We start from the raw sequence: 14,364 nt of genomic DNA, 5'->3' as shown, positions 1-14,364 counted from the left end.
AGGAAGACCATTATGCAAGACCCAGTCGTCATCGTAGGCCTGGCCCGCACACCTATGGGCGGTCTGCTCGGGGATTTGTCCGGCTTTAGCGCCAATGAATTGGGGGCGGTGGCCGTCAAGGCGGCTTTGGCCGATGCGGGTGTTGCCGGGGAGGATGTCGACTGGATCTTGATGGGCAATGTTCTCCCGGCTGGCCAGGGTCAGGCCCCGGCCCGGCAAGCTGCGATCAAGGCTGGACTGCCTGTGCATGTCGAAGCCACAACGCTCAATAAAATGTGCGGTTCGGGCATGCAGGCCACGATTATGGCAGCCAATGCGATCAAGGCAGGCGAAGCCAAAGTGGTGATTGCCGGGGGGATGGAAAGCATGTCCAACGCCCCGCACCTGATGAAGACCCACCGCGGCGGGGTCAAATATGGTCACGACCGCATCTATGACCACATGGCTTTGGATGGGCTGGAAGATGCTTATGAAGGCAAGCCTATGGGCCATTATGCCGATCTGGTGGCAGGCGAATATCAATTCACCCGTGAAGATCAGGACGCCTATGCACTTGAGACGCTCAAGCGCGCTCAGAAAGCCACGGAGACCGGGGCCTTCACCCGCGAAATTGCCCCTGTGAAGGTTGCCAGTCGCGCCGGGGAAGTGGTGGTTGATCGCGATGAACTGCCCGCCAAAGCCCGGCCTGAAAAAATCCCTGGCTTGAAGCCTGCTTTCAACAAGGATGGCACAGTTACCGCAGCCAATGCTTCTGCCATTTCAGATGGGGCCTCCGCGCTGGTTCTGATGGCGAAGTCTGAGGCCCAGGCCCGTGGCCTGACCATTCAGGCCGAGATTGTGGCCAGTGCTGCCCACGCCCATGCCCCGGCCTATTTCACCACGGCCCCGGTGAAAGCGATTGAAAAGGCCCTTGATAAGGCTGGCTGGCACGTTGGTGATGTGGATTTGTTCGAAATCAATGAGGCCTTCGCCATTGTGCCGATGATTGCGATGAAGGATTTGGGCATTTCCCACGACAAGGTGAATGTGAATGGCGGGGCGTGTGCCTTGGGCCATCCGATCGGTTCATCGGGGTCGCGCATCATCGCCACCTTGATCGCGGCCATGCAGGCCCGTGGTGCCAAGCGCGGCTTGGCCAGCCTGTGTATTGGCGGGGGAGAAGCCACCGCCATCTGCTTGCAGCGTCCTGACTGATTTTGCAGCTTTGGCTAGACAATCGCGCAATTGCGCGCTGTTATCGGGCTATGAAACATCTCTTGCGTCGCCTTTCGTGCTTGGGATTAGGCCTCATGGTGACCTTTCCGGTCCAGCTGTGGGCCCAGAGCTTGCCCTTTGGCCAAATGAATCCGCGCGCCGTGCAGGAGCGGCGTGAGAAAGAGGCCGCCGACAAGGGGGCCTTTATCATTGCCCAACCCTATTCTCCGGCCGAGGCGTTGCGGCAGGCGCGTGCCATGTCAGCCAGTTTGGCTGGTCTGAAACCTGAACGCAAAGGCGTTGTGGATGTCTATGTTTTGGCCGTCGGCATGGACAGTGACCCGGTCTTTGGCCGTGAGGCCGCAGAAGCCGCCCGGGTTCTGGCAACCCGCTATGACGCGCAAGGCCGTGTGATTGTGTTGGCCAATGGGACGGGTGCTCAAGGTGGGTCGACCGAGCCTGTCATACCCGATGCCAATCCTGATCATCTGGCACAAGCCTTGGCCCAGATCGGCAGCGTGATGAATCCGCAGGAAGACGTGTTGGCGCTTTTTATCACCACCCATGGCCATTGGAATACAGGTCTGAATTATCGCGATGGCGATCGTGCCATCGGCAATATTGGGCCGGTACGGCTCGCGCGGCTCTTGAATGATGCAGGTATCGAGAACCGGCTGGTGATCTTGTCAGCCTGCTTTTCGGGCGTTTTCCTGCCCGCTTTGCAGAACCAATCAACCATCGTGATGACTGCGGCCTCGTCTGAGCGCCCATCCTTTGGCTGTCGGGCGGAGAATGATTGGACCTTCTTTGGTGATGCCTTTGTCAATCAGGCCTTGCGCCAGCCTGTGCCGTTGCCCGATGCCTTTGCCCGTGCCAAGACGCTGATCACGGGGTGGGAGGTTGCTTCCGGTGTCGCCCCATCAATGCCGCAGGTCGATCTGGGTCCTCAGGCGATTGCTTGGATGGACAAAATCGATGCCAAGATTCCCAAAGTCGCCAGCCCGCCACGCGGCACCCCCGCCTTTAGCCCAAACCCCGGAAAAGCAGCGGGCAATTGATCGCCGGACTTTGTTTTGCTCTGCAGTCGCTGGGTTATTTCATAATCAGCTGCCACCCCCCCTCCGTCTCTTCGACCTTGACTGGGGTCAGGCCTCGGCCTTGACCCGGGCCGCCGAGACATGTCCCCGTTCGGGGGTCAAACACAGCCATATGCGCGGCACAGATCAGATCGCCTTTTTCGGTGCGCAATAGACGGCCATCAAACGTGTCGAGTGGCCAGCCCGCATGCGGACAGCGATTGAGGAAAGCGTATAATGTGTCGCCTTCACGCATCACCAGGACTGACTGCGACGCTGTGCCTGCCACAATCTGATATGTCTGGATGACCCCCTCCTTTAGGTCGGATTTTCGCACCAGCGCTAACGACGGATTAAGTGTCTCCGCACTAGAGAGAGGGGGTGCTGGGGCTTTTGTGACAGCTGCCGCCGTGTCGAGGGATGTGTGATGGTGAACGACATTCTCAACCTGCCCATCGTCCATGCGGGCATGTGGCTGTTGATCTGCGCCTGTCTGTTCGGCTTCTTGCAAAGTCTGTTTCCTCTCGACACCACGCGCCGTCCGTTGCGACGCGATATCTGGATGGATATTGGCTATTGGATGTTGGGCCCGATGTTTTATGGCACCCTCAGCACCATGCTGATTGCCGGGGGCTTCCTTGTGCTGTTTGGCGGCAATATGGAGGCAGCTGTCGCCTGGAGCAAGGCAGGGGCGCCTTGGCTGGCGGACTGGCCTTTATGGTTACAGGCCTTGGGCGTGCTGATCGTGACCGACATATCGCTTTATTGGACGCACCGGCTTTTCCATAGCAATGCACTGTGGCGCATTCACGCCATCCATCATGCGCCTGAAACTTTGGATTGGCTGCATGCGGTTCGTTTTCATCCGATCAATACGGTGTTTCACTCGATCTTTGCCAATGCTGTGGCCTTGTGGATGGGCTTTCCACCGGCAGCGATAGCCGTGTTGGTACCGTTCAACGTACTTTATTCAGCCATGGTCCACGCCAATCTGAATTGGACCTTTGGGCCCTTACGGCACGTCTTCGCAAGCCCGGTGTTTCACCGCTGGCATCATACTGGCGCAGACGAGGGTGGGTCGAAGAATTTTGCAGCGACTTTCTCCTGCCTCGACCATTTGTTTGGCACGTTTTACATGCCGCCAGATCAAAAGCCGACCAATTTGGGCCTAACTGACCGCGACATGCCTGCAAGCTTAATCGGCCAATGGCTCTATCCCTTGATGTCTGCCCGTGAGGCGGATGACAAGTCGGACGCTTCTGCTTCTAGGACCGCCCAATAAGCCGCTGAGCCATTCTGTCAGCTATGACGTCGGGCGTCAGGCCTTCGTCGGCGGCTTCCTCGAAAATCTGCTCCAGCGTGCGCGGGATACGCTGGACATGTTCGACCACTTTGGCCGCATCATATGTGCCTGACACCTCATAGGCGACATTGATGATCCCCCCGGCATTGACCACATAATCAGGCCCATACAGGATGCCGCGTTGAGCCAAAGCCAGGCCGTGGCGCGGCTCTGCCAATTGATTATTGGCTGCCCCGCAGACGATCTTGGTGCGCAGAGCGGGGATGGTTTCATCATTGAGGACCGCCCCCAACGCGCAGGGTGCCAGCACGTCGACGTCTGCAAACAAAATATCCCCGACACCCACAACCTGACCACCGGCAGCACTTGCAGCAGCTTGAGCACGGGCGGGGTCGACATCGGCAACCAACACTTCAGCCCCGGCCTCGCCCAATTGCCGGGCAAGGTCTGCCCCCACGGCACCGGCACCTTGGACGCCAATGCGCACCCCTTTGAGGTCATCACGCCCCAGTACACGGCGTACGCAGGTGCGGATCGACAGGGCAACGCCCAGTGCCGTCATGGGCGAGGGTTCGCCGCCAAAGCCCGCCTTCGGGTCGCGTCCGAAAACATGGGAGGTTTCTGTGGCGATTTGTTCCATATCCGCCAGCGTCATGCCGACGTCTTCAGCAGCTAAATAGCGGCCATTGAGGCGTTCGATGGCCCGACCCAATGCGGCCATCAAGGCAGGGGTCTTGTCGGTTCGCGGATTGCCGATCAAAACGGTCTTGCCGCCACCCAAGGGCAAGCCCGCGAGCGCATTCTTGTAGCTCATCCCGCGTGACAGGCGCAGCACATCGGTCAGCGCATCTTCCATGCGCGCATAGGGCGCCATGCGGACGCCGCCCGCCGCTGGGCCCAAAAAGCTGTTGTGGACACCAATGATCGCCTTCAACCCGGTTTGATGATCATTAGCGAAAACAATCTGTTCGTGATGGTCGAATTCGCCGTGATCAAACACTGCTGACATGATGTAGGTCTCTTCCTTTAAGGCCTGAATGGCCGGATTGGCCCGCCGAACCATCCTGTTGATCTGCCATTGGACTCAGACAGAGCAGGGTAGGGGCGTGGCGCTGCGCGCGGCTTTCGACTACATCTGACTTTTCGGTGCAAGTTTGCACTGCACTTGAGGCGGCATTTTGTGAGGAGCGATCCTGATGGTCGCACAGCTGGTTTTTGATTCTGCCACATTGCGGGCCCTCGATGGGGTGGAGGAGGGTCGCGCCTATTGGCAAACGCGGCTGGAAGACTGGTGCCATCACAATACGGGCTCGCGCAATCTCGCAGGTCTGACCGCTTTCCTCCCCAAGCTGGAGGCCGCCTTTGCGGCCCTGCCTGGCACCATGACCCGCCGCACCTTGGCGCCAGAGCAAACCATTGATGCTGCAGGTCAGCCTGTCGCGCTGCCTCTTTGTGATGCCCTGCATGTGCGCGTTCGCCCTGAAGCCCCGATCCGCCTTGTGTTGACCGGCCATTACGACACCGTGTTCCCGGCCAACTCTGCCTTCCAGACGGTGCGCGAGACAGAGCCCGGTATCCTCAATGGTCCCGGTGTCGCAGACATGAAGGGCGGCATTTGGGTGATGCTTGACGCCCTGAAAGCGTTTGAGACGCTCAATTGTGCGGCCCAGATTGGCTATGAGGTGTTGTTGAGCCCGGATGAAGAAATCGGCTCGCCAGGCTCTGCGGCCTTGCTGGCCGAAATTGGGGCGCGTTCCCATGTTGGCCTGACCTATGAGCCGGCCTTGGCTGATGGGTCGATGTCGGGCGCGCGCAAGGGCTCAGGCAATTATTCGCTGACCATTCATGGGCTGGCTGCCCATGTTGGTCGGGCCCATCATGAAGGCCGCTCAGCCGTGGCCGCTGCTGCCCGTTTCGTTGCGGCCATAGAAGCCCTTAATGGTCAGATGCCGGGTGTGACCTTCAACACCGGTCGGATTGATGGAGGTGGTCCCAATAATGTGGTGCCGGATCTGGCTGTGGTCCGCTTCAACATTCGCGCCCCGGATCAAGAGGCCTCGGCCTGGGCAGAAGCAGAGGTCAGCAAGCTGGTCAGGCTTTATGCCAATGGCAATGGCCTGCACGCCCATCTGCACGGCAGTTTCTCGCGCCCGCCTAAACCCCGCACTCCCGCCCAAGAATTGATCTTTGCCCAGGTCGCGGCGGCTGGTCGCGCGGTCGGTCTCGATCTTGTCTACAAAGACACAGGCGGGGTGTGCGAGGGCAATAATCTGGCAGCTTCGGGCTGTGCCAATGTCGATACATTGGGTCCGCGCGGGGGGCTTATCCATTCGGATCAGGAATTTGCCATTCTCGACAGCTTTCCAGAGCGGGTCAGGCTGTCCTTAGCCATTCTGGTCGGCTATGCCACAGGCAAACTCGACGCCAAGGCCCCGCGCCGTTTGCTGGCCCAAGAACTGGAAACAAGCCCATGCTGATTGTTCGTCCCGCGCGGCTTGATGATTTTGATGCCTTCATGGGCTTTGCCCGCCGGTCGGGGCCGGGCTTTACCAGCCTGCCTGAAGATGAGGCTTTGCTTGCCCGGCGGCTGGAGAAAAGTGCGGCCACCTTTGCCGCACCCGCGGCCAAGGCCGATGGTGACGGCGGTATCTATCTGTTGATGATTGAAAGTGCCAAGGGTGGCAAACCCTTTGGCTGTGCCGCTGTCAAGACCAATATTGGGCGCGATGTGCCCTTCTTTAACTTTCGGATCGTGACCTATGGCCAAGCCTCGAAAGCGGCCAATCGCCGGTTTGAGATGCGGGCGCTCACCATGGTCAATGACTATACTGGTTGTACCGAAGTCGGCACCCTGTTTCTTGAGCCAGAGCGGCGCGGCGATGGGGCGGGCAAGCTGTTGAGCTTGTCGCGCTTCATGCTGATGGCGGGCAGCCCGGCCCATTTCCACGGGACGGTGGTCAGCGAATTGCGCGGCATTGTGCATCTTGATGGCCGGTCGCCTTTCTGGGAAGTGGTGGGACGACCCTTTTATCGGATGGATTTTGACGAGGCAGACAAATTGTCGGCCACAAGCGACAATCAGTTCATCATCGACCTGTCACCCAAACACGCCATTTATGTCGACCTCTTGCCCGATAGCGCCCGGGGGGCGATTGGCGAGACTCACCCCGATGGTGCCCCGGCGCGCCGCCTGTTAGAGCGCGAGGGCCTGCGCTTTGAAGGGGTGATAGATATTTTTGACGGGGGGCCCTTATTGGCTGCCCGCATCGAAGACACCCGCACCGTGCGGGAATCGCGCGTTCTGCCCTTTGTGGCCGGCGACGCCCATGGCGAGGACCGCGTTATGTTGTCCAACAATCGCGTCGGGGACTTTCGCTGCACCCTGACACCGGCCCGCGTCATGCCAGATGAAGTGGTGGTTGCCCCGCAGGTTCTTGACGGCCTTTTGATGGAAAGCGGCCAGTTAGGCCGTGTACGGAGCTTTGATGTCTGAGCATTCTCAAACAGCCCCAACCCAGCCCGGTCTATATCTCAATGGGGCCTGGCAGGCAGGTCTTGGACCCCATTTTGTGAGCGAGGATCCCGCAAGCGGGGCTGTGGTGTTTGCTGCCCATGCCGCCACGCCTCCCCAAGTTGAGGATGCCGTTGCGGCTGCGCGGGCGGCCTTTCCGGCGTGGGCGCGGATGGACCGGGCCGCCCGGATTGCCATTCTGGAAGCCTATGGTCGGGCCTTGCAGAGCCGTGCAACGGCCCTTGCAGAAGCCATCTCACGGGATATGGGCAAGGCCTTGTGGGAATCCACCGCCGAAGTGGCCGCCATGGTTGGCAAGATCGCAATTTCTGTGCGCGCCTATGATGAGCGAACCGGCGCGCGCAGCGAGGGGGCAGCCTTTGGTCGCACCGCGCTGGACCACCGCCCTTGGGGTGTAATGGCTGTTTTAGGCCCGTTCAATTTTCCCGGACATTTGCCAAATGGCCATATCGTGCCTGCCCTGTTGGCCGGCAATAGCGTGGTGTTCAAGCCCTCAGAGCTTGCCCCCTCGGTGGCAGTGCTGATGGTGGAGGCTTTCGAAGAGGCGGGGCTGCCGCCCGGCGTCCTCAATGTCGTCATGGGTGCGCGTGCCACAGGGGCTGCCCTCTTGGGTGCCACGGGCATTGATGGGGTTTTGTTCACCGGCTCAGCCACCACCGGCACGGCCATCCATGCCATGTTCGCTGGCCGACCTGAAGTGATCCTCGCCCTTGAGATGGGCGGCAATAATCCCCTGATCATCTGGGATCCAGCAGACCCAGAAGCGGCCGCTGATCTGATTGTCCATTCATCCTTTATCACCAGCGGCCAACGCTGTTCATGTGCGCGCCGGCTCATTCTGCCTGAGGGCCGGTTTGGTGATCAGGTGTTGGAAGCCACACTGGCACGAATCGAGCGTATGGTGCTGGGGTCATGGAATGCCGATCCCGCTCCCTTTATCGGCCCGGTCATTCATGCAGCTCAAGCGGCCCGCGTCGGCCAGTTTGAAGCCGCTTTAAAGGCCCTGGGCGGCAAGTCAGTGGTGGAAGCTCGCATCGGTGTTGAAGGGCCTGCTTTTGTGCGCCCCGGCTTGATCGACATGACAGGTGCGTCTGAAGCCGAGGATGAGGAATTGTTTGCCCCCTTTGCCCAAATATTCCGCGTCAAGACGTTCGAGCAGGCCATAATGCGGGCCAATGCCACCCGCTTTGGCCTGTCATCGGGGTTGGTCAGCGATGATCCCGCTTTGTGGCAGGAAGCCACACTCAGCCTGCGCGCGGGCCTGATCAATTGGAACAGGCCGACGACGGGGGCCTCGTCGGCTTTGCCCTTTGGCGGGCCTGGGCTGTCCGGCGACGGCCGGCCGAGTGCTTATTATGCGGCCGATTATTGTGCCTATCCCGTGGCCCGCCAGGAGGCTGATGTGGCCGCCCGCTTGAGCGCGCCGGGCCTATGAAGGATATGAATGTGCCGCCTAAAACCCACTTATCTCGCCTTAGTCTGATGCTGGTCGCAGCAGCCATCTGTCTTGGATTGGGCAGCATACAGGCGGCTTGGGCCCAAGCCGCACCTGATCCCGCGACCCCGCCGGTCCAAGAGGTGCCACAGGCTGTTCAGCTGGTTGAGCGCTATTCGATGGAGGATGTTTCTGCCGAAGTGACCCGGCGGCTGTTGGGCCTGCCCGGTGTGCGTGGGGTTGAGCGGATTGATGGGGCGGCCAACGCGTTGCGGCTGGCTACCCATGCAGAGGTCAGTGTCAGGCTCGATACCCTTCATGCCCGCCTCAATTTGGCCGAGGTTGATCCTGAGACCGAATTGAGCCGTTTTGTCGGCAATGTCGGTGCGCTTCTTGCGCGCAATGATCCATTCAAGCTTGAGCAATTGCGCGTGGTGATCCGCCCGACTGCGGCCATCAATGCCTTTGAACTTCAGACCGCCACAGGCGGACAAGCCAATCGTGTGGTGCGTCGTCCGTTTACGGAGGGTTTGGAAGAGGTTGTGGTCGGCGATACGCCAACCACCATTGCCTTGATGCCAATTGGCCGCCTCACCGACCTTAATCTCGGCATGGCACAGGCCTTTGATCGGGCGCGCGCCAATACGGTGAAGGAGCTGGCCGGGCTGACATGGACAACCAAGGACGGCCTGTTGGAGGCCGATGCGACAGAGACCTATGCCACCAGCCTATTGGCGCTTGATGGCATTTGGCCGCAAATCCAGAAACAAGTCGGCGGTCCGCTGGCTGTCGCGGTCCCGACCCGGACCATATTGGTGGTTGGCCGCGCTGACCGGGCACGTGACATGAGCCGCCTTGCCACCATTGCCGCCAGCGGGGAGGGTGATCCTGGGCAATTGGCCGGCAAGGTCTTGGTGCGCCAGGGCAGCGTCTGGGTGCCGCGTTGAGGGAATTAATCCCTAAAGCTTGCTGACCAGCATCAGGCCATCGCCAATGGCGACGGTAACAGCCCGCACGCGGTTATCGCCTTGGGCGAAGGCTGCAAGCTCACGCAGGGCCAGTGTTTCTGGATCTTCTGCCGTTGCATCGGCTACTTTGCCGCTCCACAGCATATTGTCGAACAGCATCACCCCGCCTGTGCGCAGGAGGGTGAGGCCCTTTTCATAATAGTCCCGATAGGCAGGCTTGTCGGCATCGACAAAGATGAAGTCGATCCGCCCGCCATAACCTTGATCGATCAGACCCTCGAGGCCATCGCTCGCCGGGCCGATCCGCAGGTCAATCGTGCTGTCCACACCGGCTTGATGCCAATAGGTGCGGGCGAGATTTGTAAACTCTTCTGAGATGTCGAAGGCAAATAATCTGCCACCTGGTCCCGCATTCTGCCGCAGCGCCAGGGCGGTCACCAAGGCAGAATAACCGGTGAAAACCCCGACTTCGACCGCAAGCCGCACATCCATCAGCCGCAGGAGAAAATGCATGAACGCGCCTTGTTCGGCGCTGATCTGCATCACGGCACGGGGGTGGTTGGCGGTTTCTGCCCGGCAAGCCTCTAGGGCAGGATGTTCGGGTGGGTTGACCGCCGCGAGGTAATTCACAAGGGCCGGGGAGAGCGAGAATGATGTCGACATGGCTCCTTATTGCCTGTCTTTACGGGCTTGCAAAGCCCGCCCCGCGCCAATCAACCCCAGTGTGAACATCAAGACGACAGTGAATGTGGGTGCGCCGTAGGAATCAGGGCCAAAGCCCGCCCAAAATCCCGGCATTTTGGTGAAAGTTACGCCATCGCCAATCCAGCTTGTTTCCAGCCAGGTCCAGCCTGCATGGCCTGCTGCTGCTGCCCAGATGCCACCGCGACCCAAGGCGAGGAAACCAAGGACCGCACCAAACAGGGCTGAATTCACAATATGCCACACGCTGGCATAGCCTTGTGTGGCCTGCAGGATGCAAAAGGTCAAAGCCGCCAAGCCAATGCCAGCCATCGGGCCATAAAGTCGTTGCGCGGAACGCTGGGCTATACCGCGAATAATGACTTCTTCAGCCAACGCATGGATGAGAATGAAGGGGATTGGCAAGATCAGGGCGAGGAGCTGGACACGGGTTGGGCTGAAAATCCCAGCTCCCAATGCAGCCATCAACACAAGGGCAAGGCCGGGCAGGACACAGCCGACGATCCATCCCCCGCCAAGTCCCCACGTTGGTGATCCGAGCGTGGGGGCCAAAGGCGCGCCATCCCCGCTTAAGCCCCGCCAGAGCCAGAGCGCGAGGAGTGCAAGCCCGAGATTGATCGGTTCACGGAAGTAATCAGGGCCTCCGCTCTCGCCAATCAGGAAGGAGAGGTGGTGGGATATTTCGCCTGCGCCATAGGCCGCCAACCAAGCATAGACCATGACCATAATCCAAGCGATGGCTGGGATGGTCAGAATCTTGGGCCCGGAGGCTTTGGGGCTAGGCGTTATCATGTCATCAGGCTTTGGGCTGCAGCGGTTAACAAGGATCAAATCCGCTCTGCCATTGGGCCAAGGCGTGCATCATGGTGCAGCGACCTAGGTTGTGCTTGGGCCAGCGGGGCGAGGAGATGTTGGCTCAGCCACGCCACCACAGGCACGGCGACACCATCGCCGGCAATCTTCAGGCCTGCCAATGTGCTGTGGGGCAGGTGATACGTGTCAGCCACACCCATCAGGCGCATGGCCTCGCGCGGATTGATCGGGCGAATGCGGATGTTGTTGCCCTCGACCATGATCCAGAACTGGCGCGAGGAGCCCCCGGCCGGTGTGCGCAGGCAGCCGGCCACACCATCAAAGCGGATCTCTGCCCGTTGATGCTTGCTGCCCTGGTCGGTGCGGATGCGGCGGTACATGGTGCCAATGTGGGCCCCTCCATCGGCTTGGAGGGCTGCCAGCCGGGCGGCATGAGCGGGGCTGAGTTGGGTGAAAAACTGGGCGACTTTGGCCTGCGTCCACCACGTCTGATCGCCGTGATCGACGAGGTCGGCCAGCGAGGGTGGTTTGCGATCCGGCGCGGGCAGGTGCCAATCCACACGGTGGCTTTGCAGCTCTGCGGGCAGGCGGTCCATCGCGTGCATCACCGCCTGGGTCAGAAAGGGATTTGGGGCACCAGGCTTTGACACAAGGGCTGGATGGATCGGCCAATCCCGGCGGACCGCGACGATGAAGACCCGCGGTCTGGAGTGGGGCAAGAAGCTGGCCGCATCAATCTCTAGACAGCCTGCGCGATAGCCCGCTGTGGCGAGAGCAGCCATCAGATGGGTAAAGTCGGCACCTTGGCGCGAATTCAACAGGCCTTTGACATTTTCGACCACCACAACGGGTGCAGGGTCACCGCGCCGCGCCAAATCGTTGAGCCGATCCATAAAACCAAAGAACGTGCCGGACCGCCGACCAGAGAGTCCAGCCCGATCACCCGCCAGCGACAGGTCCTGACAGGGGAAGCTGGCCCAGGCCAGACAGGGACTTGGCGGTATTGTGCCCCCGTCGAGCGTCGCAACATCACCCTCGATCAGGCCTTCGGCCCCGAAATTAGCCCGCCAGGCTGCGCACTTCATCGGGTCGATATCATTGGCCCAAGCCACGTCAAACCAAGGCTCTAGCCCCAGTCGCGCGAGACCGCCCCCGGCAAAAAATTCCAACGCAATGGGTTTGGGGCTGGGTGTCACCGGCAGGCTATCCAGAAAAGGCTCTGAGCTGACCACAGCATGATTTGATCCCGATTGCTGCGTCCTGCCCCAGCGTCACTGCGAAATTAGGGCTTTCCATCCTCAAGCGAGGCGTTAAGAGACCATAGAAAGCCGGATGAACCGGCGTGACAGGAAGAAAAGGGAGCCGCCACCATGCGTGAAGCCGTCATTGTATCCACCGCCCGTACTGGTCTTGCTAAATCTTTGCGTGGCGGGTTCAACATGACCCATGGCGCGGCCATGACAGGCCATGCCATCAAGCATGCGATTGCGCGCGCCGGGATCGAGCCAGGCTTGGTGGAAGACGTCTATATCGGCGCGGGCCAACCTGAGGGCGCAACCGGGGCCAATGTGGCCCGCAATGCGGCCATCTGGGCCGGTTGCCCTGTCACCACCTCGGGCACCACGGTGAACCGCTTCTGCTCATCGGGTCTGCAGACCATTGCCATGGCGGCCAATTACATTACCCAGAGCGGGGCAGAATGTGCCATCGGCGGCGGCGTGGAATCGATCTCGCTGGTGCAAATGGGCGGCTCGATGAATTTGTCGCATTATCAGGAAGAGCATTTGCTGAACATCAAGCCTGCTCTGTGGATGCCGATGATCGAGACCGCCGACATTGTGGCTGAGCGTTACAATGTGAGCCGCGAATATCAGGACGAATATGCGCTTCGCAGCCAGCAGCGCATCGCGGCGGCCCAAGCCGCTGGCTATTTCAAGGACGAAATCGTCCCCATGGCCACCAAAATGAAAGTGGTGGACAAGGCGACCGGGGAAACCAACATTGTCGATGTTGTGGTTGAGCGCGATGAGTGCAACCGCCCTGACACGACTTTGGAAGGCCTTGCCTCGCTCAAGCCAGTGCGTGGGCCCGACAAATATATCACCGCCGGCAATGCCTCCCAATTGTCGGACGGCGCTGCTGCAGTTGTCTTGATGGAGGCAAAGGCAGCCTCATCGCGCGGCATCGAGCCTCTGGGCCGGTTTGCCGGGTTTGCGGTGGCTGGTTGTGAGCCCGATGAAATGGGCATTGGCCCGGTGTTTGCCGTGCCACGTCTGCTGGAGCGCCATGGCCTGACGGTCGATGATATCGATCTGTGGGAATTGAACGAAGCATTCGCCAGCCAATGCCTCTATAGCCGCGACCGTCTGGGCATTGATCCTGAGAAGTACAATGTGAATGGTGGCTCGATCGCCATTGGCCACCCCTTCGGCATGACCGGGGCACGCTGCACCGGCCATCTTCTGTTGGAAGGTCGCCGCCGCAAGGCCGCGGGCCAGAATGTGAAATGGGGCGTGGTCACCATGTGTATCGGTGGTGGCATGGGTGCGGCTGGCCTGTTCGAAATCTACTGATCGGGCAGGTTTTCACCGCTGAAGCGATCCGCAAGTGGGTTGAACATGGATCGGCGAACCTTTGGGGCGGCCTTAATCACAAGTATCGGCAGTCTGGCTCTGTCAGGCTGCCGTCCCGACCCTGCTGCGGCGCTGACCGGTCGGGCAATGCCCGACCTTGCCGCAACCTTGTTGGATGGGACGGGAACCAATCTGGCCAGATTGGGCAAGCCCGCCCTCATCCGGTTTTGGGGCCTCTGGTGCGGGCCGTGCCGGACGGATGAGCCCCAGTGGGAGGCTGTACTTCGTGACCTTGGCCCCAAAGAGGCCGCGCGGGGAGAGCTGGCCTTAATGAGTGTGCATATGGGCCATGCCCCAAAAGATGGCCCCAGCCTGAACCAATGGGCGGCAGCGCGCGATCCAGCCACTGCCATCCCCATCATTGATGATCGCACCATGCGGCTGGCCCAAGCTGTCGGTGTGCCCGGAACACCCTTGACCATGGTGATCGATCAACATGGCACGATCATCCAGCACGCTTGGGCATTCAAAAATAGTCACGGCGTGTCCCGATTTCTGGCCAAAACCCGCGCCACCCTCGCCTCTGCCGGACGTGATCGGCGGCCATAAGTTGGGTCCCCAGCCCTCATGAAATCTGTGAAGGCACTCTGTCGTGGGGTGATGGCGGTGGCTCGGAAGCCGACATGGGCCAGCCTATAGGGTGCGGTCCGACAGGACTGCACTACCGCAACGGCGATGGTCTTCGTTTTGATTGTTTCCACTAGGAAC

At 60.2% G+C, this 14,364-nt stretch carries 14 protein-coding genes; 9 read left to right on the top strand and 5 right to left on the bottom strand.

Annotated features, from left to right (window positions below; all coding sequences use genetic code 11):
• Positions 1–12 precede the first annotated feature (12 nt).
• On the top strand, positions 13–1,194 hold the full coding sequence (locus PbB2_RS07870; protein ID WP_108984766.1) for a thiolase family protein: 1,182 nt from the start codon (positions 13–15) through the stop codon (positions 1,192–1,194).
• Between the two features lie 50 nt (positions 1,195–1,244).
• A complete protein-coding gene (locus PbB2_RS07865) occupies positions 1,245–2,252 on the top strand; it encodes a C13 family peptidase (RefSeq protein ID WP_108984765.1) in 1,008 nt (335 codons plus the stop codon).
• A gap of 34 nt (positions 2,253–2,286) precedes the next feature.
• Here PbB2_RS07865 and PbB2_RS07860 read toward each other — a convergent pair whose 3' ends face one another.
• Positions 2,287–2,733 carry a Rieske (2Fe-2S) protein gene (locus tag PbB2_RS07860; RefSeq protein ID WP_108984764.1) on the bottom strand — a complete coding sequence of 149 codons (447 nt, stop codon included), beginning with the start codon at positions 2,731–2,733 and terminating at the stop codon, positions 2,287–2,289.
• On the opposite strand from PbB2_RS07860, the gene PbB2_RS07855 reads away from it, so the two are divergent.
• Entirely contained in the window at positions 2,698–3,552 is an 855-nt protein-coding gene (locus tag PbB2_RS07855; protein WP_108984763.1) for a sterol desaturase family protein, read from the top strand. The genes PbB2_RS07860 and PbB2_RS07855 overlap by 36 nt on opposite strands.
• Here the strand turns inward: PbB2_RS07855 and PbB2_RS07850 are convergent.
• The gene (locus tag PbB2_RS07850; RefSeq protein WP_108984898.1) at positions 3,536–4,582 is read right to left on the bottom strand and encodes a Leu/Phe/Val dehydrogenase; all 1,047 of its coding nucleotides are present in this window, start codon (positions 4,580–4,582) and stop codon (positions 3,536–3,538) included. The two genes, PbB2_RS07855 and PbB2_RS07850, sit on opposite strands and share 17 nt — an antisense overlap.
• A gap of 187 nt (positions 4,583–4,769) precedes the next feature.
• Between PbB2_RS07850 and PbB2_RS07845 the strand changes: the two genes are divergently transcribed.
• The 4 genes from PbB2_RS07845 to PbB2_RS07830 are packed head-to-tail and all read left to right on the top strand — an operon-like array spanning position 4,770 to position 9,487.
• Positions 4,770–6,050: a hydrolase gene (locus tag PbB2_RS07845; RefSeq protein WP_108984762.1), complete on the top strand. Its 1,281-nt coding sequence runs from the start codon at positions 4,770–4,772 to the stop codon at positions 6,048–6,050.
• Positions 6,044–7,066, top strand: coding sequence for an arginine N-succinyltransferase (locus tag PbB2_RS07840; RefSeq protein WP_108984761.1), 1,023 nt, complete (start codon positions 6,044–6,046; stop codon positions 7,064–7,066). Before PbB2_RS07845 ends, PbB2_RS07840 begins: the two co-directional genes overlap by 7 nt.
• A complete protein-coding gene (gene astD, locus PbB2_RS07835; RefSeq protein WP_108984760.1) occupies positions 7,059–8,540 on the top strand; it encodes a succinylglutamate-semialdehyde dehydrogenase in 1,482 nt (493 codons plus the stop codon). Before PbB2_RS07840 ends, astD begins: the two co-directional genes overlap by 8 nt.
• Positions 8,537–9,487 carry a hypothetical protein gene (locus tag PbB2_RS07830; RefSeq protein ID WP_108984759.1) on the top strand — a complete coding sequence of 317 codons (951 nt, stop codon included), beginning with the start codon at positions 8,537–8,539 and terminating at the stop codon, positions 9,485–9,487. The genes astD and PbB2_RS07830 overlap by 4 nt, the downstream gene beginning before the upstream one ends.
• A gap of 12 nt (positions 9,488–9,499) precedes the next feature.
• On the opposite strand, the gene PbB2_RS07825 is transcribed toward PbB2_RS07830, so the two are convergent.
• The 3 genes from PbB2_RS07825 to PbB2_RS07815 are packed head-to-tail and all read right to left on the bottom strand — an operon-like array spanning position 9,500 to position 12,219.
• Entirely contained in the window at positions 9,500–10,171 is a 672-nt protein-coding gene (locus PbB2_RS07825; protein ID WP_108984758.1) for a class I SAM-dependent methyltransferase, read from the bottom strand.
• A 6-nt stretch (positions 10,172–10,177) separates the two neighbouring features.
• On the bottom strand, positions 10,178–11,002 hold the full coding sequence (locus PbB2_RS07820) for a CPBP family intramembrane glutamic endopeptidase (protein ID WP_108984757.1): 825 nt from the start codon (positions 11,000–11,002) through the stop codon (positions 10,178–10,180).
• A gap of 35 nt (positions 11,003–11,037) precedes the next feature.
• A complete protein-coding gene (locus tag PbB2_RS07815) occupies positions 11,038–12,219 on the bottom strand; it encodes a DNA cytosine methyltransferase (protein WP_108984897.1) in 1,182 nt (393 codons plus the stop codon).
• Between the two features lie 174 nt (positions 12,220–12,393).
• Here PbB2_RS07815 and PbB2_RS07810 point away from each other — a divergent pair, with 174 nt between their 5' ends.
• Both PbB2_RS07810 and PbB2_RS07805 read left to right on the top strand, forming a co-directional pair.
• Positions 12,394–13,596 (top strand): acetyl-CoA C-acyltransferase, encoded by a 1,203-nt coding sequence (locus PbB2_RS07810; protein WP_108984756.1) that lies wholly within the window; start codon positions 12,394–12,396, stop codon positions 13,594–13,596.
• 45 nt (positions 13,597–13,641) lie between these two features.
• Positions 13,642–14,205 (top strand): TlpA disulfide reductase family protein, encoded by a 564-nt coding sequence (locus tag PbB2_RS07805; RefSeq protein ID WP_108984755.1) that lies wholly within the window; start codon positions 13,642–13,644, stop codon positions 14,203–14,205.
• The last annotated feature ends 159 nt before the right edge of the window (positions 14,206–14,364 follow it).

Source organism: Candidatus Phycosocius bacilliformis, from assembly GCF_003112735.1.
Taxonomy (GTDB): Bacteria; Pseudomonadota; Alphaproteobacteria; order Caulobacterales; family Aquidulcibacteraceae; genus Aquidulcibacter; species Aquidulcibacter bacilliformis.
The sequence above is the reverse complement of the archived record's forward strand: the minus strand, read 5'-3'. Positions and strand labels throughout refer to the sequence as shown.

Excerpts from the sequence above, each read along its gene's own strand:
- PbB2_RS07870 (WP_108984766.1), top strand. The coding sequence starts at position 13 with ATGCAAGACCCAGTCGTCATCGTAGGCCTGGCCCGCACACCTATGGGC.
- PbB2_RS07865 (WP_108984765.1), top strand. The coding sequence starts at position 1,245 with ATGAAACATCTCTTGCGTCGCCTTTCGTGCTTGGGATTAGGCCTCATG.
- PbB2_RS07855 (WP_108984763.1), top strand. The coding sequence starts at position 2,698 with ATGGTGAACGACATTCTCAACCTGCCCATCGTCCATGCGGGCATGTGG.
- PbB2_RS07860 (WP_108984764.1), bottom strand. The coding sequence starts at position 2,733 with ATGGACGATGGGCAGGTTGAGAATGTCGTTCACCATCACACATCCCTC.
- PbB2_RS07850 (WP_108984898.1), bottom strand. The coding sequence starts at position 4,582 with ATGTCAGCAGTGTTTGATCACGGCGAATTCGACCATCACGAACAGATT.
- PbB2_RS07845 (WP_108984762.1), top strand. The coding sequence starts at position 4,770 with ATGGTCGCACAGCTGGTTTTTGATTCTGCCACATTGCGGGCCCTCGAT.
- PbB2_RS07840 (WP_108984761.1), top strand. The coding sequence starts at position 6,044 with ATGCTGATTGTTCGTCCCGCGCGGCTTGATGATTTTGATGCCTTCATG.
- astD (WP_108984760.1), top strand. The coding sequence starts at position 7,059 with ATGTCTGAGCATTCTCAAACAGCCCCAACCCAGCCCGGTCTATATCTC.
- PbB2_RS07830 (WP_108984759.1), top strand. The coding sequence starts at position 8,537 with ATGAAGGATATGAATGTGCCGCCTAAAACCCACTTATCTCGCCTTAGT.
- PbB2_RS07825 (WP_108984758.1), bottom strand. The coding sequence starts at position 10,171 with ATGTCGACATCATTCTCGCTCTCCCCGGCCCTTGTGAATTACCTCGCG.
- PbB2_RS07820 (WP_108984757.1), bottom strand. The coding sequence starts at position 11,002 with ATGATAACGCCTAGCCCCAAAGCCTCCGGGCCCAAGATTCTGACCATC.
- PbB2_RS07810 (WP_108984756.1), top strand. The coding sequence starts at position 12,394 with ATGCGTGAAGCCGTCATTGTATCCACCGCCCGTACTGGTCTTGCTAAA.
- PbB2_RS07805 (WP_108984755.1), top strand. The coding sequence starts at position 13,642 with ATGGATCGGCGAACCTTTGGGGCGGCCTTAATCACAAGTATCGGCAGT.